Below are 24,138 nucleotides of genomic sequence, written 5' to 3'. Positions count from 1 at the left end.
TAGTTACCTTTTATACGGACAACGGCATCATGAAAAATTTGGTCATTATACCTAAAATTAAAAACTAATTTAACCATAGTTTTAACAGTTTCAGTTCTATAAGTATTCTGAATCCTCAATTAACGGGAGTATAATACATCGCTTCCTCTGCCTTTCCGTCTTGAAAAATTAAAAGCGGTGTACCATTTGAAATTTTTATCCACCCTGATTAACCTTTATAACTGATATATCCAGTTTCAACTAGTTCTTTAAGTCCCATAAACATTAAGTTCCAACCATGTTCAGACTGATCATGATACTCGCCTAGAACCCTTTCAAGATCTGCTTTTGTCCAGCTTTCTTCTGGAGCAACGTGGATGAGCTGGTTAAAAGTCATTTCACAACCTGTAGGAATTTCTTTTATCTCAACAGTAATTATATCTTCTAACTCACTAAATTGAGGCATCTTAAAAGTAAATACCAATTTTTTTGGAGGATCAATTTCAAGATACTCTCCAACTGCTCGGTAGTCATTTCCCCCTCTATGGTCCACGATCTCCCAACCCCCTCCTACTTTGGGTTCATTCTGTGTGACCTTGTTCGTCCCTTCTAACGTAAATAACCACTTTTTCATCATTAAGGGATTCAACCATGCGTCAAAAACTCTTTCAGGTTTTACATTAAATTCTCTTTTCATTGTTAAAGTTTTAGTTGAGATGTTATTCATAAAATTCTCCTTACTTTGGTTTAGTGTTCTTTCTTTTTGGCTTTCAATAACTCACTTTCCAGAAAATCAAAACGATTGCTCCAATATTTTTCATAAAAATGAAGCCATTCCGTTGCTTCAGATAAGGATTCAGTATTTAAGCGACAAATGTGAGTTCTTCCATTTACACTCCTTTCTACTAAATTTGCTCCCTCAAGAACCTTAATATGCTTTGAAATCCCAGCAAGGGACATATCAAAAGGCTCTGCTAATTCAGAAACTGTCCTTTCTTTTTGCGCCATCATATGAACCATTTCTCTTCTTGTTGAATCAGCTAAAGCATGAAATATTTTATTTAAATTATCATTATTATGGTTAACCATGTAGTTAAATATAGCAGATATAATATTCACATTCAACCATTTGGTTAAATATAAAATCTTTCAACTTATTTTTTCCATAATATAGCCCGATTGTTGAATAATAGTTAAGACGATTCCTTCACTAACCCTTTAATGAATAAAAAAGGCAGCATCAAAAGGGAACTTTGCTCATCGGTTGCAGCTAAATTAAAGGATGCATTAGATTGTTATTAAAATACTTGTAATCCCCATAAAGATAACAGAGGGAGAAAGAAATACTAAAAAGCGTTAATTCATAAAACAAGCGTTAATCCTTCTAGGATCAACGCCTGGTTAATTTATAAATTTTCAGCCAATCTTACCTTCTGTATGTTAAATTTCGTTATTTGATCTCGTTTAAATGTTCTTCCAGACGATTCCAAGTATCTGTAATGCCCTGCAGCATACCCATTTCCATTACGGACTGGAGCGCCTCTGCGGATACATATTCACCACGGTTAATTAATTTTGTTTTGCCGTCGACATCCACAAATTCCAGAGTCACTTCTGTAGATGGCATTTCCTCATTAATAGTCCCTTCAGCATCGGAAAAGTAGTCAGTATAGCTGATGCTCTCCGGCTCGCTAATTTCTTTGTATATCCCCTTGCCCCAGGATTCCATGCCATAGAATTGTCCCTGATTCCGGTCAACACACTTCATGCAATAATGCCATACTCCACCAGGTCTGAAGTCAACGCTGCAAACTGGGAGCTCCCAGCCTCTCGGACCCCACCAATGTTTCAGGTGTTCCGGCTCTTTAAACATTTTAAAGACAAGCTCGCGCGGTGCATCGAATACGCGCTCCAATACCAGCACTCGTTCATCTTCAACTCTTGAAAGCATTGCATTATTTGACATTGTTACTCCTCCATTAGAAGCTGTATTTTTAAAACCGTCTGTAACTCAAGAGACAGATCTTGTTGAGCTTACTCCATTTTTATGTCATCAATTCAAAGGTTTTTTGCCCTGCAATACGTTAAGGTAATCATCCAGCCTATCCATCCTGCCTTCCCATAATCGACGATAGGAATCAAGCCACCTATCCAGTTCTTGAAACGGTTCAGGCCTGATTTTATAAATCCTGCGGTTGGCGATCGGCTGAACCTCCACAAGGCCAGCGTCACAAAGAACGCGAAGATGCTTGGAAGTTTGGGGCTGGTTCAACTCAAGTTTTTTTGCGATATCCCCCACCGGAAGCGCTCCTTCCAGCAGCAGGTCAATGATATCCAGGCGGTTGGGCTCAGCCAGTGCACTGAAAATTTGCCCGTTCATGTTGAATCATCTCCCAGAGTGATTGTGTTCACTTTTCCCATTTCAATAGTAGATCCCACCCCCGCTTCCTTATTGTAACTTTCCTTAAGAATAATATACACCATCAGGAATATTCCTGTAAAGGAATATTATAAAAAATTTTAAAAATAGGCTATAGGGACCCGCCTTCTTCATCAGCAAAAAAAACAATCAGAAAAGCAGGATTATAGTCTTGAATATTTCTTCCTGGAATAGTATGAATAGACATCTTAAATGGTATTCATGTGTTACCTGAATAATTAGGAGGGATTCTTTCTGAAAGCAATCGTGTATCAAAAATATGGTTCTCCAGAAAATCTTAGATTGACAGATATAGAAACACCGGTACCCAAGGATCAAGAGGTACTCGTCAAGGTTCACGCATCGTCTGTGAATTATGGAAACCTTGTCCTTTTAAAAGGAAAACCATTCCTGGCACGCTTTGCCTACGGTCTTCTAAAACCAAAGCACACGATACCAGGTGGTGACATTGCAGGACAAGTGGAAGCAGTGGGAAAAGAAGTCACACAGTTTCATCCAGGCGATAAAGTGTTCGGAGATCTCTCAGGCTGCGGGTGGGGCGGTTTTGCTGAATATGTATCTGTCCCTGAAAAGGCCCTTGCTTTAAAACCAGCTAATATTTCCTTTGAGGAAGCAGCCGCAGTACCTATGGCAGGAGTCACGGCATTACAGGCCCTAAGGGATAAAGGTAATATTCAGGCAGGCCAGAAGGTCTTGATTTATGGGGCCTCAGGCGGTGTGGGAACTTTCGCCGTACAAATTGCCAAATCATTTGGTGCAGAGGTTACCGGCTTATGCAGTACAAGAAATTTAGACATTTTAAATACGCTTGGAGCGGACCATGCCATCGATTATAAAAAGGTGGATTTCACCAAAAGGACAGAGAAATATGACCTTATTCTGGCTGTTAACGGCTATCAGCCAATTTCTGTATATAAGCGTGCTTTAAGATCTAATGGAACTTATGTGCTTGCCGGAGGTTCAGGAGCACAATTTACACAGGCAATGGTCCTGGGTCCGTGGATTTCTTTAACAGGAAATAAAAAAATGAGCAGCATGCTGCAGAGGCAAAACCAGAAAGACCTGATTTATTTGAAAGAACTACTTGAAGCCGGCAAAGTAAGGCCAGTCATTGATCGATCTTTTAAATTAGGTGAAGTGGATAAAGCTTTCAAATACTTTGAAGAAGGTCACGCTCAAGGAAAAGTGATCATTACGATTGCAGAAGCCTAATTGAGAATAATGGCGGGCAAGCTTTAATTTCATCCCTTGAGGCTAACTCCACTAAAGCTTAAAAGTCAAAAATAGCTGCACCCTCTAAAAACCATTCCTGCTTTCCCCATTTTAGATAGTGTGAATAAATGAAAAAAGATGCTTTAAACCTTTCTACCCCGGACTGAAGCACTTGTTTGAGAAAATATTCCCACATATAAATTCCAATAATAAACAAAATAAATAAATCCGAAATAAAAACAGACATTATTCAATCGAAATGGGGTCTGACATTATGGAGATGGAGCATCTGATCCTTGCAGCCATGTGGATTTTTGGCTTTTTAGGCTTCATTATGTTTATTCCGCGAAAAAACTTGCGCCATGGATTGCTGGCATATTTGATGTTTCAGGCGATCATCTGGCTTTGTGATATGCCTGCTTTTGAATTTGGTTTATTAAGTGCGCCAATTCGGGAGTTTCCAAAAGCAACAGATCTCGCTATTACAATCAATTACTTTTTTTATCCTGTACTGTTCTCCATCTACTACGTTAAAAAAAGAGTAAATGGTTCCATGCGGTACCGAGTTTCATACTTTTTGATTTGGGTTTCAGCGGTTACTTTGTACGACATGATCATCGAGTCATATACAGACCTATTAGAATACGGTTCCTTGACCTGGTATGGGATGTGGATGTATATTGCTTTCCTCTTTTTTATAAGTGAAGTTTGCTGTAATTGGTTTTATAAAGACAAAGCTCTGTTTCAGGCAGAACGGCGGGAGACCTCATGAGGATTGAATGGTGGATATTAGTAATGGTATATATGGCAGCGACTGCCATTCTCTTCTTCATTCCGAAAAACAAAATTCGGCTTGCGGTTATGGCTGCCTTATTTAAGCAGTTTATTACGTTTCTGGCAGGTCTGGCTGTCGTGGAGATGGGAATGCTTGAATATCCGATTCGGCTATTCCCTTCCATCAGCCGGACAAGCTTTACGTATGAGTATTATGCCTTTCCGGTTATTTGTGCCGCATTTAATGTATGGTATCCGAATGAACGGAGCCATGTTCTTCAATTCAGTTATTTTGCAGGTTTTGCATCTGTATTGACCTTTATTGAAGTCCTGATCGAAAAATACACCGATCTCATTAACTATATACATTGGGAATGGTATATTACCTGGTTTTCATTATGTCTTTCCTTCTATATCAGCCGCTTATTTTGTAATTGGTTTTTTCAAAAAGCGAATGCTTAATATTTTTGTCATTCTGGCTTACAAAATGGTTATTAAGGGGCTTGTTCTGATATGCAAACATCGTTTGTTGTCTTTTTTATCATGGTTAGCTTATTGTTTGGTGCCTGGAAACGGCTGAATGAATTTTATCCCACCTTATTATTTTGGATTATAGGCGACCTGCTATATGCTTCGCTGCTTCATGACTTCAGGGTTTGGGAATTCCGTCCTGTATGGATTGATCACTATATACTTCCCACACACACCATTATTGCAACAGCCATAGCATTTCTAATCTATCCATCTGTTATTGTGGTGTACTTGGGAAGATTTCCTAAAACCATTTTCAGAAGAATAGGCTGGGTTGTTTTCTGGACTCTGATTTTCGAGGGTATCGAATTAATTGCTTATTTTAATAAAAGCATCATTCATCAGTATGGATGGACACTTGCCTATTCCTTTCTTTTTAACCTTGTGACTTTTTCCTTGCTGCCCATCCATAAATGGAAGCCATGGGCTGCCTGGGTTTTAGCATTTTTAAGCATTCTTCTTTTATGGATCATCTTTCATCCCCCGCTTCCTCACTAAATGAATCCGGCCCGCTGCCCCGGACACATAGGACGCGGGTCCGGATTAAAAGGATGGCGGAGTCACAGAGAAAAGGATAGCAGCTTTTCCATCAAAATTATTTTCCCACTTATGCTTCATATAAGCTGGTATTTTGACACTGTCACCAGCTTCTAGGATGTATTCAGCTTCATCCAGGTACACCTTGATTTTCCCTTCCAATACATAAGCAACCTCCTCCCCTTTATGCTCCAAAAGCTTCTCCGATGAGGAGGTTCCGGATGGGATATTCATGATCGCGGTTGCCAGTGTTCCGGTAAAAGCAGGCGACAATAATTCATAGGAAATGTTTTCAACCACCATATGTTTACGTTCATTGACTCGCACGACTAAATCCTCCGTATTCGTCTCTTCGAGTAAAAAACTGAAGGTCGGAACATCAAGAGCTTTGGCTAAAACCTTCAGGGTTTGAATGGAAGGATTCGCGATCCCCCGTTCAATCTGGCTTAACATGGAAGGTGTAATGTCAGCTATTCTGGCTAATTCTCTGCTGCTATAGCCCTTCTCCTTCCTGAATTTCTCCACTTTTTTGCCAATATCTATATTTTCCATAACCCCGCTCCTCATTTTTTAAAAATATTTGAACAAAAAATCCTCATCGTGTGTTAAATTATATTTAACATTTGTTAAATTGTATTTTAACACATTAGCAGGGAGTGAAGAAAATGAATGATTTCTTTACGTTTTTGGTTCTTTCATTGTTTGTGGTAATGAGTCCAGGGATCGATACAGCCCTTATTACCAAAAGGACGATTGCAGACGGAAGGAAAGATGGCTATAAAATGGGACTTGGGATTACAGCCGGCTCTTTAGTGCATACCTTTGCGGCTGCTTTTGGACTATCAGCCATCTTAATGCAATCTGCTGCTGCATTTGAAATCATTAAATATGCCGGGGCTGTTTATTTGATTTATCTAGGGTTATCTTCATTCATCTCGATGAAAAAGAAGAAAGATGCAGGCATCGAAACTGAGGTTAATTCCGATATGAAAAAGTCTGCTTTTAAACAGGGACTCCTTTCAAATGTTCTCAATCCCAAGGTTGCGATGTTCTTCCTAACTTTTCTGCCGCAATTTGTGAAGACAGGCGAAAATGCATCACAGCAGCTGATCATCATGGGGATTATTTACACATTGCTGAGCATATCCTGGTTTTTCATCTATGTCTACTTTATCAATTACATGCGGGAATGGCTTATGTCCCCGAAAGTTCAAAGGGTTATGGATAAAGCAACAGGGCTTGTTCTAATTGGATTTGGATTAAAGTTAGCGCTGGATAAACAGCATTAAATTGTAAAAAACATTGGATAAGCCCAATGTTTTTTTTACTCCCACGATAAGCTTGTATTCAAATTAGAGAGGAAATGGTAATGGCGAAAGAGCAGCAATGCTTCGGCAATCAATGATAAATTCTCTTTCTGCCGGAACAGCTCCCGGCTGCTGGGAGAAGGTAAATATTGCGCAGCACGATTCTTCTTTAAATCGGACAAAAGAAAACTCAGTAGCCTGAGGGCTTTGACCAGGACCTAAAGCTAAAAATTCCGCAGTACCTTTCAGCATAATCAAAAACTCCTGCCCTTCTCTCGCATTCCTTAGAATACTGCAGGCACATCCCTCACAAGCCAATGGCAGCAGTTCACACCACCAGCATTTTCCTAAACCAAACATACTATCACCTCCTATATAACCATCATATTTCTGAAAATTTATTTGGACAGACCATAGTCCCGATGTTATAAAAATGAATACATTGCCCACCTGAGGATGGATTTCAAATGGAAGTGTTTGGCCTGTACATCTGCTTATCCAAGCAGTACCAGATTTACTGACAAAAAAACTGAAAATAAGCAGTTGATTATTGTCACGTCCATACTGTATGATACATAGTATAAACCATATAGTGTATGTCATATAGTATATCAAGCGAGGTGAGTAAATGAGTACGCTGCTGAATTCGTTAACAACAGAGCTTCGGAGAGGAACACTGACGCTGGCGGTTCTGAGCCAGCTGCGGACACCGCAATACGGGTATTCGCTGGTTCAGTTATTGGAGGACTCCGGCATAAATATTGATCAGAGCACGTTATATCCCTTGCTGCGGCGTCTGGAAAAACAGGAGCTGGTGACCAGCAGCTGGGATCATACTGAGAGCAGGCCGCGTAAGTATTATGTATTGAGTGATCTGGGACTGGAGACTTTTCTGAAATTAAGAGAGGAATGGATCAACAATTCCAAACAGCTATTCGGGCTGTTGAAAGGGGATGAGGAAGATGAATTTTATTGAGGTATATATACAGGAAGTGACCAGGAGGCTGCCTGAAAAGAGCCGTGCGGACATCGCACTCGAGCTGCAGTCAACGATTGGGGATATGCTTCCGGATGATTACAATGAGGAGGATGTTAAGGAGGTCCTTGGTAAATTGGGAAGCCCTGCCGCTTTAGCAGCCGGATACCGGGATCAGCCGATGCATCTCATCGGACCGCGCTATTTTGATGTTTATGTGTCATTATTAAAAATGATCCTGCCGATTGCCGCAGCGATTTCATTGATTTCCGTTGCTGCCGAGTTTATTTTTGACTTTAACCGCGATGATACCATCATCAATGCGGTGCTCGGTTTCATGGGCTATGGAATCTGGAGACTGATTGAAGTGGCGGTTCAGGTATTCTTCTGGCTGACGATTGTGTTCGCGGTTATTGAGAGGATGGATAAAGGAAAAGAGCAGCATCCGTTGTCGCCAAGCTTAAAACCGTGGACTCCGGAAGATTTGAAAAGCATCACGTATATTCCGAAGAAGAAAGCCATTTCTAAGTTTGAGGTTTTTGGAAGCTTAATGTGGACTGCCATTTGGGCAACCCTGTACTTTTATGCAGACCGGCTAATGGGAATCTATAGAGGCGGCGGTGAAGGACTGGAGTTCCAGATTGCCGCAGTAAACCAGGATGTTCTGCTCGGATACTGGCCAATTGTTGTGGTCATCATTGCGCTCGAGGTGGGATTGGCACTCTACAAATTAATCATTGGCCAATGGACGAAAAGGATGGCGATCTTCAATACCGTCCTTGAATTGTTTGCTACCATCGTGTTCATCTTCATTTTACTGAACCCGAATTTGCTCCAGCCTGAATTCACAGCATACATGACCGATTTATTCTCAATCTCAGCCGCACAATTTAAAAACTGGCTGCTTGGCGGCATCATGATTGTATTTATCTTTTATGCTGGAATGAGTATCTTTGATGGGATACGCAAATCAAGAATTCAATAATGTGAAGTCCACAATCAAAATGCCTGTTCTCAAAAAATTGAGAACAGGCATTATTGAATAGATTATAGAATTTTAACATTACCAGAAGAATATGAGTCTGGCTCGCTGCTAATCTCGGTAAAGTGATCAGGTGCCACTCTTGCTTTGATTTTCATGGCAATGATATAAACAAGTGCTGAAGCAATGATGGACTGGACAGCTGGGAGGCCAAAAGAATGTACATATTGAGTATAATAGCCGACAAAAGTTCCTGCTATTAATGCGATGGTCGCCATCCAATTCCATCCTTTATTATCGGTCCATTGCTGTTTTCTGATAAAAAAGAAATCTGCCATCATAACACCGCCAATGGCAGGATAAATTAAAGCCGTCATATAAAGAAAATCCATAAAATAATCGAGTATGCCTGCTAAAGCAATGACAATGGAAATAATCGTACCAGCCAAAGTCAGCAAGGCTCTCCCTTTATTCGAGTTAACATTCAGCATATTAGCCAATGCCAGACCCATACTATAGTTATTTACCAATTGACTCGTCCAAGTGGCTAACCATAAGATGAGGAATCCCCATACCGGAAATCCTAAGTTCATCATGACATTTACAATATCCGCATCGCCAACCCCTATGGACATGATGGCGCCTACATAGAATAGCGGAAAACCAACGGCAATTATGCCCAAGGGAATTAGTATGTTGTCTTTTACTGCAGGCTTCGCATAGCGTGTATAATCTGAGGCAATGACCCATTGTGAAACATTTATGCCAATTACTAAACTGACGGCAGCAAGAAAAGTCATTTGTGGTTCAGGGTTCCAGGATGCTATCTTTTCCCAGCCGATATTTTTTAAAGCATAGAAAATGCCGCCTGCAATTAATAATAATCCTGCAGGGACAGCTAAATAATCTGTCCACTTCATGGAGGAGTATCCAATAATGGATGGAAGGGCAAATAGAAGGCCGGCAATGATGGTTACAATGGCCCAAAGGAACCACTCAGTCTGATAATCTATTCCAAACATCGCTGCTATGGCATTTCCTGCCACAGCTGTCTGGAGTGCCCACCACCCCATTGAAACGATAAATATAGTCAATCCTACAATAAATCGTGCCTGATTGGACCCAAAGCTTGTTCTGGCAATTACTGACGATGAGCGGCCAGTTTTTGCACCGATGTATCCTGCAAGGGCATTACCGATCCATTGAAAAATAAACAAAGCTGCTGCCAGGATCCAGAATAGCTTCCCGAGACCAAAGCTTGCTGTCAATGTTGCACCAACCATTAAAACTGGAATTGTAAATTCAAGTCCCCCAAAAATGATGGCAGGTGATATCCAGTGCTGCCTTTCATTTATAGGCACAGAAGCAAGAGCTTCATCTTTTCCTCCGCTTTTTCTTAAAGACACATCCTGCATCCCTGTCCAACTCCTTATGATTTTATATCGGAATATTCTGTAAAATCTCCTTATAATAAAGACCTTGCCCATGCAAGGTCTTTATGGGGAAAATGGTTAACCAACCAATACCCACACAATTTCACAATCTTCATCACTGTCATTATAGGCAATATGTTCTTGCCCTGCAGGAATAAAGGTTGCATCTCCGCTTGAAACCCGATAGGTTCTTCCCTTCGTTTCTGTTACAATTGAACCTTTTACTATAATCGAATATTCATTTTCTTTATGATTCGAAACTCCTGTTAAAGGGACTCTCTTTCCTGGAGGAATGACAACCGTTCCAACTTTCAAGTCTCCAGCTAATGCTTTTTGTGAGAATACTGTTTTAAGAGGAACTGCGGCATTTGAATCAATCTGGATATTCTCTATATTTAATACGTCCACTTTATTCACCTCTTGTCTGACGTTCTTCTGTTAAACCTTCGACAGCATATGTTTTCTCGTTTACTTTTACCCCAAAGTCCGCTTCTGCCTGCGATGCAGTGATATAGCCATTTTTCACATCTTTGGCTACTTTTTCTGCAGGGCGCTTGAAAGGTTCTCCATATCCGCCGCCTGTGGCAGTGACTAATTTTACGACATCACCTTTATTCAGCGGGTACCTGGGATAGATCCCAAATGGGCCATCGGTTTCACCATTTGCTTTTTCAATATAAACCTTGTTAGCTGAACCTTCTTTGCCCTCATTCATGCCCCAAGGAACAAACTTATTTCGTCCAAATGTTACAGAAACCATTTGATTGTCAGTTAAGGCTTTATATGAACGAATAACACCTGAACCGCCAATATACTCTCCTGCTCCTGCTCCATCCGTATGCAAGCTGTACTCATCTACCATAATTCCATACCTTGTTTCAGCCACTTCAACTGGGACATTATATGTTTCACCATCACCAATGCAGAATTGCCCTCTTGCACCATCCTGACCTTCAGATGCACCCCAGCCGCCAACTGAAGGTTCAACAATTAAAAATGGTTCATCTGTATCCTGATGCAATCCTGATAATACGACCGAACAAACTGATAAAAGGTGACCGGCATTAAGCCTATGTGGAATCACAGGAGCAAGAGCCTTCCAGATCAAATCAGCTCCCGCAAGCATGCTCTCCCAATAGATTGAAACAGGAGCTGGCCGTTCTGCTGAAAGAACTGAACCTTTATCCGTAATAACCTCCAATGGGCGAAACACTCCATCGTTCGCATCTTGAGATGGGTTCGTAATGGCAAGGAAAATCGTTCTTACTGCCGAGACAAGTGCAGTATAAGAACAGTTTACAGGTCCTGGAACCTGAGGATGGCTGCCCCTAAAATCAGCAACAAATTTATCATCAGAGATGGTTACTTTAACTTTGATCTTGAATGGCCCATTTCCAAAGCCATCATCATCAATAAATCCTTCTGCATGAAAAGTGCCCTTTGGCAGTTTGGTTAATTCCTGACGCGCAAGCTGTTCGCCGTGGTCAAGGAGATAATCTACTGATGATAAAAATAATGGCTTCCCATGCTTTTCACATAATTCCTTAACCCGTTTTTCACCTGTTTTAAGGGCTGCAACCTGAGCCCACATATCTCCCAGCGACAATTCCGGGAATCGGACATTCGCTTCAATGATATCGACAATAGCCTGATTGATTTCGCCTTCATTGAAAAGCTTTACACTTGGAAATTGCAAGCCTTCCTGAAATATATCTGTAGCATCGTTGCTGAAGGAACCTGGATCTTTTCCTCCCACCTCAGTCCAATGGGCCTTATTGGCAGAGAAAGCAACAATTTCTCCTTTATAAAATATCGGCATCACCAGTCCCACATCCGAAAGATGGGAACCGCCTCCGCCATATGAATCATTAATGATGATAATATCGCCCTCTTTTAGCTTTCCATCCCCGAATTTCTTGAGTGTTTGCTTTACCATATCTGAAAGCATCCCAATAAATCCTGTAACACCATTCCCTTGTGTCAAAAGCTGGCCCTTCGCATCGGTAAGACCGCTCGCATAATCCAGGACTTCATAAATAATAGGGCTCATTGATGTTTTGGCAAGGGCAATAAACATCTCATCTCCGATGGCAACAAGTGAATCTTTCACAATCTCAAGTGTAAATGGATCTACTTTACTGCGAACAATTTGCGTCATTTATTCCACCCCTGTTTCAATGATTAGATTTCCGTACTCATCTACAGTCAAGGACTGACCTGGATAAATAACCGTAGAAGCAGACTGTTCCTCTACAATGGCTGGCCCGGAAATTTGCATGCCTTTCCCAAATAAACTCCGGTAATATACTTTTGTTTCAACCCAGCCTTCCTCTTCAAAATAGACCGGCCGTGTTTCTTTGTATGCTTCTTGTATGTCGCTGCTTATAGAACTAATTTTTTTCATCTGAGGTTTTAGTACTTTCCCAAAAGCTGTTAAATGCAGATTTACAATTTCTGCTGGTGTACCTTCAAGCTTAAAGGTATAGTGCTGTTCATGAAGATCGCCAAAGCGCTTAACTACTTCTGAGAGGGTTTCCTTAGACCATTTCCCATTCGGAACAGGAACCTTTACAGTATGCTCCTGCCCAAGATATCGAATATCTGCAAATCTCGTAAATAAGACCTTTTCTTCCGAAACGCCCTCTTCCTGATATTGGTTAAGTGCTTGAGCTTCAATTGAATTCCATTCGTTATTCAGCTCAGCAGGATCGAGTTCATTTATTCTTCTGATATATGTCTGGATGTAGTCATGCCTTAAGTCAGTCATGAGCATTCCCCATGCAGAGAACACGGAAGAGGCGACTGGAACAATCACTTTTTTCACACCCAGCTCTTTAGCCAATGCAGGTGCATGCATCGATCCGCCGCCGCCAAAAGCGACCAATGAAAATTCACGGGGATTATGACCTTTTCTTACTGAAATAAGCTTCAATGCATTCAGCATATTGGAGTTTGCAATTCGAATAATCCCTAATGCAGCTTCTTCAACCGTCATTTCAAAATGATCAGCAACCTTCTCTTTAATGGCCGCCTTTACTTTCTCCAAATCTACTTCATAATCGAAATTCTCCGGAGAAAGCCTGCCAGTGAGCAAGTTGGCATCTGTGGTTGTTGGTTCTGTTCCGCCTTGACCATACGCCACAGGACCAGGCAGCGCGCCTGCAGATTGCGGACCAACCTTTAAAGAACCAGCTCCATCGATCCATGCGATTGAACCCCCGCCGTTGCCGATTTCAACGATATCAACAACAGGTACTTTTATTGGATAACCAGCTCTCCGCTCATTTTTTTCAATAAAGTAATCCGTTGAAACCTTTACCTCCCCCTGATTAATCAGAGAACATTTCGCTGTAGTCCCGCCGATATCAAAAGCAATGATATTTTTCTCATTCAATATTTCACCAAGAACTGCAGCACCATAAATCCCTGCTACAGGTCCGGACTCTACCATATTAATAGGGGTTTGTTTTGCACTATTGAAGGTTGTTGTACCTCCGTTTGACTGCATTATGTAATTTTGGCTGTCAGTCTTGTTTTCTACTAATTTATTATGCAGACGGTTTACATAGGTAGCCGCAATGGGCTTAACATATGAATTAAGAACCGTAGTACTGGTCCGTTCATACTCCCGCCATTCCTTAGTCACTTCATACGATGCTGTAACGGCTGCTTCAGGCCATAGCTTTTTTATTAATTCCACTGTCTCGATTTCATGAACAGGATTAACATAAGAGTGTAAGTAGGCGACAGCAATAGCTTCTACTTTTTGTTCCTTGAAATAGGTAATAACAGCTGTTAACTGTTCCTTGTTTAACGGAGAAAGTACCTCACCTTTATAATTCAGGCGCTCCTCTACTTCCTGGCGTAAATAGCGCTCAACAAAAGGCACCGGCTTTTCGTATCGAACATTAAACAAGTCCGGTCGGTTTCCTCTTGCAATTTCAAGAACATCCCGGAATCCCTTTGTAGTAATTAAACCAGTCTTTACGCCTTTTCGTTCTGTAAGTGCATTGATAATGACCGTGGTACCATGGATAAAAGTCTTGATGGCTGTCTGATCGATTTCACTTTTTTCAATAACGTCGATCACTCCCTTTTCAAAATTGGGAGGTGTGGTATGGCTTTTAGCAACCCCAATTTCACCTTCATCATTGACATAAACCAGGTCAGTAAATGTCCCGCCAATATCTGTAGCTACACGCATGATACTCCACCTTTCGTTAAATAAGATATTTATAATCAGCCAATTAAAAAATAACTGGCGTCAAAACGCAAAGTAATCTTGATTCTTCATTTATGGGATTTTCCATCGTGTGAGGGTAAGTGGATGGAAAGTGAATGGAATCACCTTCCCTGACAACATATTCCTTCCCATCTACATGAAAAATAACAAATCCCTTTAATACGTAATAATATTCCTCACCTGGGTGGCCAAATTGCTGTATCTGTTTTTGGTTCGGGGCTAATGTAACCAAGAGCGGTTCAAGGTTTCTGCCTGGAAATTCACCATTTACTCGAACATAAGTAAACTCCGAGCCCTTGATATTAAACGGCTTATGTTCACTGGCCTTTACCATAAAATTCTGATTTGGTTTCTCATCTTCGAAAAACTCAGAAATCTTAACATTAAGTGCATCCGCTATTTTCTTTAAAGAGGTAATAGCTAATGAAGTTGCCCCTCTCTCTACTTGAGAAAGGAAGCTGATTGACAAATCAGTGCGTTCACTTAATTCCTTTAGGGTATAACCATGCTGAAGTCTTAAATCTTTAATTTTCTTATAAATTTCTTCCATAATGAACTCCTTTGAAGCAGAACTGAAAAATTATAGTGTAGATGTAATTTATTTTAGTAATACTGTAATTAATCGTATAATATCATAAAATATTTTAAATTAAAAGAAAATTTAAAATAAATAAATGGTTTTTAGAAATGAACACCTGCTCTTTGCATCCTGAAAGCTAAAGCTGCAAACCTGAAATGAAGAATAAAAAAATCCGGCTTTCATATATGAGAACCGGAATAGATTAACTTTAATATGAAATCCTCATTGTTGAACAAGCTGCCTATTACCCTCTGATACATCTTCTCTTTGCCTGCTGGCTTTGGACCATTGCCAGCAAAAGATGAATATGAGTATAATGTCAATCGCGTCCCCGCCATAATACATGATCATCCCTCCTATTTCCGCCTGATCAGCGGATACACCAGCAGGCGGATGAGCATAAATGTACTTTGAAAGGATCCCATGCCCTGCCAAAGCAAAAACGAATACAAGTGCACGGTACAGAAAAGGAATCCGGTGAGGGATCGGATCAAAATAAATCATTGACACAGTAAATAAATATCCTGCCAGGGATACATGGAAATGAACAATGAGATGAATAAGAATGCTCTCGTGCATAAGCGAGTAAAGAGAGGTTGTATATAATAACCAAAGCCCTCCTATATTAAGGAAGGATGCCATAATGGGATGGGTAAACATCCGCGAAATCCAGCTCTTCAGAACCCTTGAAAGCCTTCTTGCTAAAGGAACACTTAGAGTTCGCAGCAAAAGCGTCATGGGCAACGCAAGTGTCATGAGCAACGGAGCAAGCATACCTAAAAACAAATGAATGAACATATGTGCCGAAAAATCTGTATGGGCACGGTCAGCAAGGGGACCTATTACGGCTGCGACAGCGAAAAAAACGCCAAAAATCCAGCAGACAGTCCTGTATACCGGCCATGGCCTGTGATTTCTGCTGGAGACGAAAACAGCTAGGATGTATAAAAATAAACCCAGCACAAACGGCAATGCCGCGAGTAATTGAGGGATTAGATCAGCTGCAGGAGTTCCGTCAATATGATGAATATGATTATTGTTCATATGGGACAGCCTTTTCAGCTTGTTGTTTCTTGTTTGTACGAATAACAAGGATAAGACCGATTATGATCATGAATGCAGCAATTGCATTCCATATAAGATCGTAGATAAATACATTCTCTACATAACGAATTTGATGTATCCGCATTAATTTGTGCTGGATGGTACCATCATATAACTGGAAACCGCCCGCACCAAGCAGCTTCCCACCCCACCACCTCTTCAAGCACAATGCATTTCGCCGACGAATATCAGCAAAAATAAACAAGCCTCCAATTGTCGCAAACCAACTGAAAGCATGAAAAAGCCCGTCGGAGATAAGTCCAATATCTGTAGTGGATTTGTCATAAAAATGATGCCAGTGCAGCAGCTGATGAAAAATTGTCTCATCTATAAAGGCAGCAAACCCAATGCCAAACAGCACACCAGACCACAGATTGCGGGCTGAGCTGGCAGGATGGTTTGATTTAGCTGAACGATTATGTTCAATAGCCATAACCTTATTCCTCCATTCGTATCCTGACGATATCCCGAGTACACCCATCATTCTATCCAGAATGAGCAAACATTACTCGAATTCATCACCTTCAAAGAGCTATCTGTTTGATAATAAATACCCCCTTTTAAAGTGAAATATCGAACTGTCAGGATTTTATTATAAATTGAAATAATCTTTTTCCTCCTTCAGACTTATTTCCTTATTGGAATCCTAACAAAAGAATAACAGCAGAACATTTTTTCTATGGAGTGACTCATTTTAAATAAAATGACTCTTAAGATTTAAATTACCTAACCAATTCGTACACAGCTCATTTTTTAATTCTAAACTGTTTAAATTTTTAGAAAATAATGCTATAATTAAAAAAACAAAACATAGTTTTATATATAAAACACAAAATTGTTTTTTATATAAATATTTCTAGGAGGGATTACATGTTTATCAAGAAAAGTGGAGCTGTGCTCCTATTAGTTTTAGCCTTATTTTTAGCAGGATGTTCTGGTGGCGGAAACGCTCCGGCAACAACCGAAGCCGGGAAGAAATTGACCGAGATTACTTTTTCTGAACCAGCTAGAATTCTCTCTTTGGCACCTTTTTATGTAGCAGTTGAAAAAGGCTTTTTGAAAGAAGAAGGAATTAAAGCTGAAATTGCCTCTGGTGGCGGTGGTTCACAAGTTATTGCTTCTGTTTTATCAGGACAAGCTCAATTTGCCATCTCTGGACCCAGAAGTATGTTTGTACCATTAGAAAAAGGTGAAGATCTTGTAGCAATTCAATCTTTAAATTCAGCGCTCACCTTTGAAATTGCCCTATCTAATGAATACATAGAAGAAAAGAAAATAAATATGGATGCTCCCCTTAAAGACCGTGTTGCTGCATTAGAAGGTGCAAGCATCGGAACAAATGTAGTAGGCGATTCAGGGGACATTTATACGAGATATTTAATGCAATTACATGGCATTGATCCATCGTCAGTTAAAATGGTCAAATTAGCCGGCACTGGACCTAAAATTGGCGGTATGAAGGAAGGCGTTGTTTCAGGCGGGATCAGTTCACCTCCATTTGCCGCACAAGTCAAGGATGAAGGTGTAGGAGAACTAGTGATTAAAGCGAGTGAAGAGCCCACATATGCGAACATGGTTTGGGAAGTTGTATTTGCAGATCGGGAATATCTTGAAGAAAACCCTGACATAGCAGCTAAAGTAGTGCGGGCTATTGGAAAAGGAATCGAGTTTACCCGTGAAAATCCAAAGGATGCTGCAGAGTCCATAGCTTCCTATTTCGAAGGAACTGACCTTAAGGTTTTGGAAAATTCATTAATAGACTTAAAAGATACCTTCCAGGGTTATGGAGAAATGACTAAAGAATCTTGGGATAATGCTCAAGTTCCTTTGGTTGAATTTGGAGATTTAACTGGAATTACCAAGGAACAGAATACAGAACCTGGGGGTATTTGGACAAACGAATATATAGAGGAAGCATTTCCTAAATAATTCTTAATGAAAAGTGGTGAATATAGTGAGCGGAGCAGCGATTGGACAGGGTTATAAACTATCATCAAATGATCTTGACGTAACTTATGTGAACAATAAAACGGGTGCAGAAGTCATTGCGCTTCAAGATATTAATTTGAATATTAAGGAAGGCGAATTTATTTGTATCGTTGGACCCAGTGGATGTGGTAAAACAACCTTTTTAAATACAGTGGCCGGTCTAATAAAACCAAGCAGAGGTTCCATTTTACTCGATGAAAAAAAAATAAATGGACCGGGCATTGATCGATCTGTTGTCTTTCAAACTCCAAGTCTCTTTCCTTGGCGTACTGTTATTCAGAACGTGCTATATGGCGTGGAGATTCAAAAACGAGTGTCCAGGGAAACTAAGATAAAGGCAAAAGAGTATATTGAGATGGTTGGGCTGAAAGGATTCGAAAATCATTATCCTCATGAGTTATCTGGAGGTATGCAGCAGCGTGTCAATCTTGCAAGAGCATTGACAGTAGAGCCTTCTCTTTTATTACTGGATGAACCATTCTCTGCGCTTGATGCTCAAACACGGGAATTTATGCAGAAAGAGTTACTTCGAATCTGGAATGAAACTAAGAAAACAAGCTTGTTTATTACCCACCAAATAGATGAAGCCGTATATTTGGCAGATCGGGTATTCGTATTTGGAGCAAGACCAGGCAGAGTTGTCGATATAGTGGATGTTACAATTCCAAGACCACGGGATTTAAATATAAAACGCGATCCTGAATTTTTAAAGCAAATAGATTATATTTGGTCTTTGATAGAAAAAGAATCTACTAAACAAGGTTTTCATTAAAGGGAAAGGAGCGGGCCATGGCAAACACTGAAATTACTCAGGAAACAAGGAAGCTCATAAAGGAAAAGCCAAAAGTTTTAAGAAAGAAAGACTTTACTATCGTGATAAGTGTCTTCTCGGTTGCTTTATTTATATTAGGGTGGGAATTAGTTTCGAAAAAAGAATGGATTGATCCACTGTTTGTCAGTTCTCCTTCCGAGATATTTCAAGCTGCTGTTGTAATGGTGCAGGAACCTGCATTTTGGAGCAATATGGGCGTAAGCGGCTATGAGTTTGCAATAGGCTTTGTTTTCGCCGTCCTTATCGGGATACCTATTGGTGTACTTTCGGGCTGGAATAAAATTTTTAATGCCATTGTAAACCCTTTTATTTCCGGATTATACGTTACACCAAAAGTAGCTTTATTACCTGTAATCGTTATTGCATTAGGAATTGGGGTTGAATCCAAAATGCTGATTGTCTTTTTGATGGCATTCTTCCCAATTGTTTTAAATGCACAAAAAGCAATGCAAACACTGGATCAAAACTTGATAAAAGCCGCTCGCACCTTTACAGCCAGCGAGTTTCAAGTTTTTAAAACGATTGCTTTGCCTTCGACTGTTCCGTTTTTATTAGCAGGTATCCGTTTGGGTATTGGTCAAGGTTTGATCGGGGTAGTAGTCGGTGAATTATTTGCTTCATCTGCAGGTATTGGTTTTCAATTAACCATTGATGGCCAGAATTTACAAACAGCCAGAATGTTCGTTGGGATATTTGTTATTACGATAACTGGTCTTATCCTTTCTGGATTAGTTGGATTATTAGAGAAACATTTTTCTTCATGGCGGCCGCAAAATGATTAACTCTGAGTTATAAACTATGCCCCTCTCAAATTTGAGAAGGGCTTTTTAGTGACTTAATTACAATATAAATCTACTATATCCGCAGCTTGATGCTTTTACAAATCAAAAATAATCCCCATCATTGAGTAAATAATAACCGTCGAAAACAGGACTGTCATATGAACAAGCTAAAAGATAAACAGTGATTTTGCCCATTTTTCCGGGTCCATCCGTTTATAGCCGTACACACTGAGCGCCAGCCAGGCAATTCCCAAAAGCAGGGCCACCAGCATAAGGCCAATGCTTAAGGAGCCTAACAGGAAACTGATTCCGATCAAAACATTCAATCTGGATATAGGGTCTCTTATCCCCTTTTGCATATTGGTTTGTTAGGAATAATCCTGACTGACCAAATATATAAATGAAGTAAATATATTATTATTGGTGGGATAATAAAATGAGGTATGTTTTTGACCAGGGGGAAATTCTAGATGAATCTAAGGTTTCAGTTAGCATAAGAAATAAAGGTCTAAATTATGGATTAGGATGCTTCGAGGGAATTAGGGCTTACTGGAATGAATATCAAAAACAATTATTCATTTTTCGAATTTGGGATCATTATAAACGCTTAAATGAATCTGGAAATTCTCTACATATACAAGTTCCTTATACACCAATACAATTAATTAAATGGACAATCCAGTTATTAAGACAAAATAATGTCCGGGAGGATGTATATATACGGCCTATGTGCTTTAAGGGGGCAAATACACTGCGTCCTGATTTAACAGATCCTTTTAATAGGGTTACAATTTATTGCACAGCATTTGAATATAAACCTAAGCCGGCCTTAAAGGTTTGTGTTTCTTCATGGAGCCGTACAGGTAATAATATGATTCCGCCTCAGGCAAAATCAACGGGAAATTATTTGAATTCTGGATTGGCAACTACGGATGCACTTTTAAATGGTTTTGATGAAGCTATATTTTTAACGGATGAAGGAAATGTAAGTGAGGGGCCAGGAGAAAATATTTTCATCGTGAAAAATAACAGGTTAATTACCCCGCCAATATCCGATAATATACTCGCAGGGATTACGCGGGATACTGTCATTCAAATTGCTAAAAATCACTTATTTCTCTCAGTTTCTGAACACAGTCTGTCAAGAACGGAACTATACTCTGCTGATGAAGTGTTTTTCACTGGCACAGCAATAGAAATCAAACCTATAATTAATATTGATCATAGGAAAATAGGAAAAGGGATTGAAGGGGATTTGACTAAAAAAATTCGCTTTCATTATGAAAATATTGTGAGAGGAAACAATCCCCATTATTTAAGCTATTGTACACCGGTGTATTAACACTTAAAATCTTTAGTATTTCGCTTAATTTTATTAGAATATCATTTAAGTAATGGATATTTTGGAAGTTCCCTTCTCGTCAAAATAAGGGTGCAAACCTTTCTTAAGCTTGATTCATTAGATAGTCCTGTTTTATAAGTCACCCTTTCTACCCTGATAAAACCACAAGAAAAAGCGTTAATCTTAACGATTAACGCTTTTCAATAATCTAAATCCATTCAATTGACAACCTTTTCTATGGAGTCTATAGCCATTATTCCCCATAAAAATCTAAAAGTTATAAATCAAAAATAATCCCCATAATCGAGTAAATAATAACCGTTGAAAACAGGACTGTCATATGAACAAGCGAAAAGATAAACAGTGATTTTGCCCATTTTTCCGGGTCCATCCGTTTATAGCCGTACACACTGAGCGCCAGCCAGGCAATTCCCAAAAGCAGGGCAACCAGCATAAGGCCAATACTTAAGGAGCCTAACAGAAAACTGATTCCGATCAAAATGATTAAATATATATTCGTCTGGATATATGTTCTTCTGACACCCTTTACAACTGGCAGCATCGGAACGTTTGCCGCTTTATATTCATCATGCTTCCGAATGGCAATCGCATAGAAGTGCGGCATTTGCCAAATGACAGTGATGATAAATAGGCCAAGGATCGCAGGATGCGTGATATCCGGATGGATGGCAGCCCAGCCAATCAGCGGCGGCATCGCACCGGAAATGCTTCCGATCTCCGTATTGTAAATGGTTCTTCGCTTGCTCCACATCGTATATGGGACCACATAAAAAAATAGCCCCAAAAACCCGAGGAAGCCCGCTAAAGGAGTCGTGAAGGCAAGAGCGAGAATTCCAAAAACAGACATGAAGGCACCAAGCCACAAAACCTGTTTTGGCTTGATTTCCCCTGTGACAGTTGGTCTGCTTTGGGTCCGCTTCATAATCGAATCGATGTCACGGTCATATAAATTATTAAAAGCCCCGGCTGCCCCCATTACCAGGCTTGAGCCAATAAAGGCCAGTAAAATCTCAGGCAGCTTCTCCAGAAGGCCGAAGTCGTAGGTATATAAGGCCAATGTTAATCCTGCAAACATCGGGATCAGGTTAGATTTGATAATCCCTGTCTTGACTGTCAGTGCGAGGATCTTTGATAATGGCCGTCCCTGCATTTTCAGGGTTGCTTCCTCTTTCATGATCGATCTATTCCCCTTTTACTAATTATCTCTCATCTCTATCTAAAAAAATACTAATTAGATTAACAGTATACACTTATTATAACAGGAGTTGCCACATAATGATTTCTGAAAAATCACTGTGCTGAAATGCTGATGGCAAATTGAAAAGAGAACCTTGCTCAGATGCATAGTTCTCTTTGTCCATTCTACCATTATTCACATTGTAAAGGGGATTATAATCGTGACAGCTTTGTATCACTTTACTGGATACGCAGTCTAAAAAATAATTCCCCCCTCGCCTGCTGCAATTTCTTCACGTTCTGCCTTCTGCATATAACTTTCTTTTTCAAAGGTATGGATATACCTGCTTAATTTATAATAGCCAATATCATTGACAGTATAGAAAACAACTGTAGGTTTTCCATTTTGATAGAAGAAATGAGGATGCAGGATATCGGGAATTTCATTCAGTTCATCCCATGGGTGAATGAAATTCAAGTAATCTTCTATGCTGGAATCTGTATCTGCATCGTCTATTTCAGAAAGCATTTCTTCCTTGTAATCATCCGTAAACGGCAATATCCGATCCTGACCCCAGGAACAGCCATGCCACATTGCACCAAATTCATGAAGCTCATGCCATGCAATCGCCGCCTGCAGATAAGATAATGGAGACCTGTCACCATCAATCGCACCCAAAAAATCATCCAGGGCTATTTCAGGCTTAGGCGGACTAAGAAACATTTCATCTAAACGGTCACAGTTGTCAGGATGAGGAAATTTCTCTGAAGCTGGGATCGCCCAGACAATGCCATTGCCATTTCCTCCTCTGAAATATTGATAGCCTCTTAGTTTGTATTCTTTCTTTATCATTAATTGAGAGAAGCCATGAATAATATCTTCTGGATTTTCAGCCGAAATGCTCCAGCCGTCTGTTGGTTCAATTCGGTCATCTGCAGAATTCACAAGCAGATTAGGTCTAGCCGCTGAGGCTGTGAAAATGGTCAGGTTTTTCATGTATGATTATCTCCCTTTAATTTGTCTTTCTTTGTTTATCATTATAAAATATAGGCCTATTAAATTTTCGGATGGGTGGAACAGGAAAACTAAAACACCTGCCCTTTTGTCCTGTACGGTACATGAAGGTCAGGTGTTTATTTTGGAAAAAATTATTTTTGATGAAGAAGCGAAGAAGAATTTATGGAGAGGTTCATTGATTGTTCAATTAATAAATCTGCCTGGAGTGTTCAGAAATCATTTTGTCATAATATGCAAGGTCATGCTTCGTAGCCACGGATGCATTAATATCAGTAATCTGTTCAATTGCCTGGTCAGCCTTTGCATCAATAACAGACAATTTTTCATTCGCTTCGGTTATGTTCACATTTGCAGCAGCTACACTGCGAATCAATTGCTGTATTAGGTCTTCATGCCTTTTAAGGTCTGCTGTAAGCCTTTTGTCCATAGAAATAACTTTATTATCTAATGATTCAAGCTTATTCAGGATTAAATTAAGAGTTTTATCCAATTCTATCACCTCCCTTAAGACAAATTATATCAGGTTTACTGGAAATGTGTCGAAGCTTCGCATGAATACCTGAATCTAAATTGGTGTCTCCTGGATTTTAAATGGGGAGGTGATATACTGACTGGGTACAAATAATCGTATTCATTATTTTAAAATTAGTGGAAGCATATTATTCGGATGACCGCGCAGAGGTTAGCAGGAAATACTCGTAATCTTCAACCTTAAGCTCTTCCCTGTTAATCCTGGTTTCTTCCTTCACCTTTCCCTCTCCAGCAGACTCCATACCCGGCCTTATATATCTGTCTGTCAAGAAGAGGGTGATGAGAAGGGCAAAAATGATCAGCAAATTTCTTTTCATAATTGTTTAGACCCCTTGCAATGTTAAATTTT

28 protein-coding genes and 1 pseudogene are annotated in these 24,138 nt (G+C 39.9%); 11 read left to right on the top strand and 18 right to left on the bottom strand.

Annotated features, from left to right (window positions below):
- Positions 1-208 precede the first annotated feature (208 nt).
- The 4 genes from ACEQ1T_RS08005 to ACEQ1T_RS07990 all read right to left on the bottom strand — a co-directional run bounded on the left by ACEQ1T_RS08005 (position 209) and on the right by ACEQ1T_RS07990 (position 2,359).
- Complete coding sequence (locus ACEQ1T_RS08005; protein ID WP_370222360.1) at positions 209-706, bottom strand: SRPBCC domain-containing protein; 498 nt, start codon at positions 704-706, stop codon at positions 209-211.
- Between the two features lie 20 nt (positions 707-726).
- A complete protein-coding gene (locus tag ACEQ1T_RS08000) occupies positions 727-1,098 on the bottom strand; it encodes an ArsR/SmtB family transcription factor (RefSeq protein ID WP_370222359.1) in 372 nt (123 codons plus the stop codon).
- A 331-nt stretch (positions 1,099-1,429) separates the two neighbouring features.
- Positions 1,430-1,945, bottom strand: a complete 516-nt coding sequence (locus ACEQ1T_RS07995) for an SRPBCC domain-containing protein (RefSeq protein ID WP_019382113.1) — start codon at positions 1,943-1,945, stop codon at positions 1,430-1,432.
- An 87-nt stretch (positions 1,946-2,032) separates the two neighbouring features.
- The gene (locus ACEQ1T_RS07990; protein ID WP_048008571.1) at positions 2,033-2,359 is read right to left on the bottom strand and encodes a helix-turn-helix transcriptional regulator; all 327 of its coding nucleotides are present in this window, start codon (positions 2,357-2,359) and stop codon (positions 2,033-2,035) included.
- A gap of 294 nt (positions 2,360-2,653) precedes the next feature.
- Between ACEQ1T_RS07990 and ACEQ1T_RS07985 the strand changes: the two genes are divergently transcribed.
- From ACEQ1T_RS07985 to ACEQ1T_RS07970, 4 genes are all read left to right on the top strand, one after another.
- A complete protein-coding gene (locus ACEQ1T_RS07985; protein ID WP_370222425.1) occupies positions 2,654-3,631 on the top strand; it encodes an NAD(P)-dependent alcohol dehydrogenase in 978 nt (325 codons plus the stop codon).
- A gap of 274 nt (positions 3,632-3,905) precedes the next feature.
- Positions 3,906-4,403, top strand: a complete 498-nt coding sequence (locus ACEQ1T_RS07980) for a CBO0543 family protein (RefSeq protein ID WP_370222357.1) — start codon at positions 3,906-3,908, stop codon at positions 4,401-4,403.
- On the top strand, positions 4,400-4,867 hold the full coding sequence (locus tag ACEQ1T_RS07975) for a CBO0543 family protein (protein WP_370222356.1): 468 nt from the start codon (positions 4,400-4,402) through the stop codon (positions 4,865-4,867). Before ACEQ1T_RS07980 ends, ACEQ1T_RS07975 begins: the two co-directional genes overlap by 4 nt.
- 51 nt (positions 4,868-4,918) lie before the next feature.
- On the top strand, positions 4,919-5,434 hold the full coding sequence (locus tag ACEQ1T_RS07970; protein WP_370222355.1) for a CBO0543 family protein: 516 nt from the start codon (positions 4,919-4,921) through the stop codon (positions 5,432-5,434).
- 45 nt (positions 5,435-5,479) lie between these two features.
- Here ACEQ1T_RS07970 and ACEQ1T_RS07965 read toward each other — a convergent pair whose 3' ends face one another.
- Entirely contained in the window at positions 5,480-6,025 is a 546-nt protein-coding gene (locus ACEQ1T_RS07965; RefSeq protein WP_370222353.1) for a helix-turn-helix domain-containing protein, read from the bottom strand.
- A gap of 113 nt (positions 6,026-6,138) precedes the next feature.
- Here ACEQ1T_RS07965 and ACEQ1T_RS07960 point away from each other — a divergent pair, with 113 nt between their 5' ends.
- Positions 6,139-6,762 carry a LysE family translocator gene (locus ACEQ1T_RS07960; protein WP_370222352.1) on the top strand — a complete coding sequence of 208 codons (624 nt, stop codon included), beginning with the start codon at positions 6,139-6,141 and terminating at the stop codon, positions 6,760-6,762.
- 63 nt (positions 6,763-6,825) lie between these two features.
- Here the strand turns inward: ACEQ1T_RS07960 and ACEQ1T_RS07955 are convergent, their stop codons facing one another.
- Positions 6,826-7,140, bottom strand: coding sequence for a hypothetical protein (locus tag ACEQ1T_RS07955; protein ID WP_370222351.1), 315 nt, complete (start codon positions 7,138-7,140; stop codon positions 6,826-6,828).
- A 268-nt stretch (positions 7,141-7,408) separates the two neighbouring features.
- Here ACEQ1T_RS07955 and ACEQ1T_RS07950 point away from each other — a divergent pair, with 268 nt between their 5' ends.
- Together ACEQ1T_RS07950 and ACEQ1T_RS07945 are read left to right on the top strand one after the other, a co-directional pair.
- Entirely contained in the window at positions 7,409-7,756 is a 348-nt protein-coding gene (locus ACEQ1T_RS07950; protein WP_370222349.1) for a PadR family transcriptional regulator, read from the top strand.
- The gene (locus tag ACEQ1T_RS07945; protein ID WP_370222348.1) at positions 7,743-8,741 is read left to right on the top strand and encodes a hypothetical protein; all 999 of its coding nucleotides are present in this window, start codon (positions 7,743-7,745) and stop codon (positions 8,739-8,741) included. The genes ACEQ1T_RS07950 and ACEQ1T_RS07945 overlap by 14 nt, the downstream gene beginning before the upstream one ends.
- A 62-nt stretch (positions 8,742-8,803) precedes the next feature.
- Here ACEQ1T_RS07945 and ACEQ1T_RS07940 read toward each other — a convergent pair whose 3' ends face one another.
- From ACEQ1T_RS07940 to ACEQ1T_RS07910, 7 genes are all read right to left on the bottom strand, one after another.
- Positions 8,804-10,153 (bottom strand): cytosine permease, encoded by a 1,350-nt coding sequence (locus ACEQ1T_RS07940; protein WP_370222347.1) that lies wholly within the window; start codon positions 10,151-10,153, stop codon positions 8,804-8,806.
- Positions 10,154-10,249: 96 nt separating this feature from the next.
- Complete coding sequence (locus ACEQ1T_RS07935) at positions 10,250-10,579, bottom strand: cupin domain-containing protein (RefSeq protein ID WP_312886280.1); 330 nt, start codon at positions 10,577-10,579, stop codon at positions 10,250-10,252.
- Between the two features lies 1 nt (position 10,580).
- Entirely contained in the window at positions 10,581-12,329 is a 1,749-nt protein-coding gene (locus tag ACEQ1T_RS07930) for a hydantoinase B/oxoprolinase family protein (protein WP_370222345.1), read from the bottom strand.
- Positions 12,330-14,375, bottom strand: a complete 2,046-nt coding sequence (locus tag ACEQ1T_RS07925) for a hydantoinase/oxoprolinase family protein (RefSeq protein WP_370222344.1) — start codon at positions 14,373-14,375, stop codon at positions 12,330-12,332. It abuts the gene before it with no gap.
- Between the two features lie 43 nt (positions 14,376-14,418).
- The gene (locus ACEQ1T_RS07920; protein ID WP_370222343.1) at positions 14,419-14,964 is read right to left on the bottom strand and encodes a helix-turn-helix domain-containing protein; all 546 of its coding nucleotides are present in this window, start codon (positions 14,962-14,964) and stop codon (positions 14,419-14,421) included.
- Positions 14,965-15,216: 252 nt separating this feature from the next.
- Positions 15,217-16,038 (bottom strand): cytochrome c oxidase assembly protein, encoded by an 822-nt coding sequence (locus tag ACEQ1T_RS07915; protein WP_370222342.1) that lies wholly within the window; start codon positions 16,036-16,038, stop codon positions 15,217-15,219.
- Complete coding sequence (locus tag ACEQ1T_RS07910) at positions 16,028-16,531, bottom strand: DUF2243 domain-containing protein (RefSeq protein ID WP_370222340.1); 504 nt, start codon at positions 16,529-16,531, stop codon at positions 16,028-16,030. The genes ACEQ1T_RS07915 and ACEQ1T_RS07910 overlap by 11 nt, the downstream gene beginning before the upstream one ends.
- A gap of 437 nt (positions 16,532-16,968) precedes the next feature.
- Between ACEQ1T_RS07910 and ACEQ1T_RS07905 the strand changes: the two genes are divergently transcribed.
- Genes ACEQ1T_RS07905 through ACEQ1T_RS07895 form a run of 3 tightly spaced genes read left to right on the top strand, consistent with a single transcriptional unit; the run spans position 16,969 to position 19,701 of the window.
- Entirely contained in the window at positions 16,969-18,027 is a 1,059-nt protein-coding gene (locus tag ACEQ1T_RS07905; protein WP_370222339.1) for an ABC transporter substrate-binding protein, read from the top strand.
- Between the two features lie 25 nt (positions 18,028-18,052).
- Positions 18,053-18,859 carry an ABC transporter ATP-binding protein gene (locus ACEQ1T_RS07900; protein ID WP_206844099.1) on the top strand — a complete coding sequence of 269 codons (807 nt, stop codon included), beginning with the start codon at positions 18,053-18,055 and terminating at the stop codon, positions 18,857-18,859.
- Between the two features lie 17 nt (positions 18,860-18,876).
- Positions 18,877-19,701: an ABC transporter permease gene (locus ACEQ1T_RS07895; protein WP_370222338.1), complete on the top strand. Its 825-nt coding sequence runs from the start codon at positions 18,877-18,879 to the stop codon at positions 19,699-19,701.
- Positions 19,702-19,796: 95 nt separating this feature from the next.
- Here the strand turns inward: ACEQ1T_RS07895 and ACEQ1T_RS07890 are convergent.
- Positions 19,797-20,027, bottom strand: a pseudogene (locus tag ACEQ1T_RS07890) (protoheme IX farnesyltransferase); the annotation flags it as partial.
- 110 nt (positions 20,028-20,137) lie between these two features.
- On the opposite strand from ACEQ1T_RS07890, the gene ACEQ1T_RS07885 reads away from it, so the two are divergent.
- The gene (locus ACEQ1T_RS07885) at positions 20,138-21,043 is read left to right on the top strand and encodes a branched-chain amino acid transaminase (RefSeq protein WP_206844543.1); all 906 of its coding nucleotides are present in this window, start codon (positions 20,138-20,140) and stop codon (positions 21,041-21,043) included.
- 277 nt (positions 21,044-21,320) lie between these two features.
- Here the strand turns inward: ACEQ1T_RS07885 and cyoE are convergent, their stop codons facing one another.
- The 4 genes from cyoE to ACEQ1T_RS07865 all read right to left on the bottom strand — a co-directional run bounded on the left by cyoE (position 21,321) and on the right by ACEQ1T_RS07865 (position 24,106).
- Entirely contained in the window at positions 21,321-22,238 is a 918-nt protein-coding gene (gene cyoE, locus ACEQ1T_RS07880) for a heme o synthase (protein ID WP_206844094.1), read from the bottom strand.
- A 258-nt stretch (positions 22,239-22,496) separates the two neighbouring features.
- Positions 22,497-23,237 (bottom strand): hypothetical protein, encoded by a 741-nt coding sequence (locus tag ACEQ1T_RS07875; protein ID WP_370222336.1) that lies wholly within the window; start codon positions 23,235-23,237, stop codon positions 22,497-22,499.
- A 208-nt stretch (positions 23,238-23,445) separates the two neighbouring features.
- Positions 23,446-23,748: a hypothetical protein gene (locus tag ACEQ1T_RS07870; RefSeq protein ID WP_370222335.1), complete on the bottom strand. Its 303-nt coding sequence runs from the start codon at positions 23,746-23,748 to the stop codon at positions 23,446-23,448.
- Positions 23,749-23,917: 169 nt separating this feature from the next.
- Positions 23,918-24,106, bottom strand: a complete 189-nt coding sequence (locus ACEQ1T_RS07865) for a hypothetical protein (RefSeq protein WP_370222334.1) — start codon at positions 24,104-24,106, stop codon at positions 23,918-23,920.
- Positions 24,107-24,138 lie beyond the last annotated feature (32 nt).

It is taken from the genome of Cytobacillus sp. (assembly GCF_964223445.1).
Classification (GTDB): Bacteria; Bacillota; Bacilli; order Bacillales; family Cytobacillaceae; genus Cytobacillus.
This window is presented reverse-complemented; position numbering and strand designations above follow the sequence as displayed.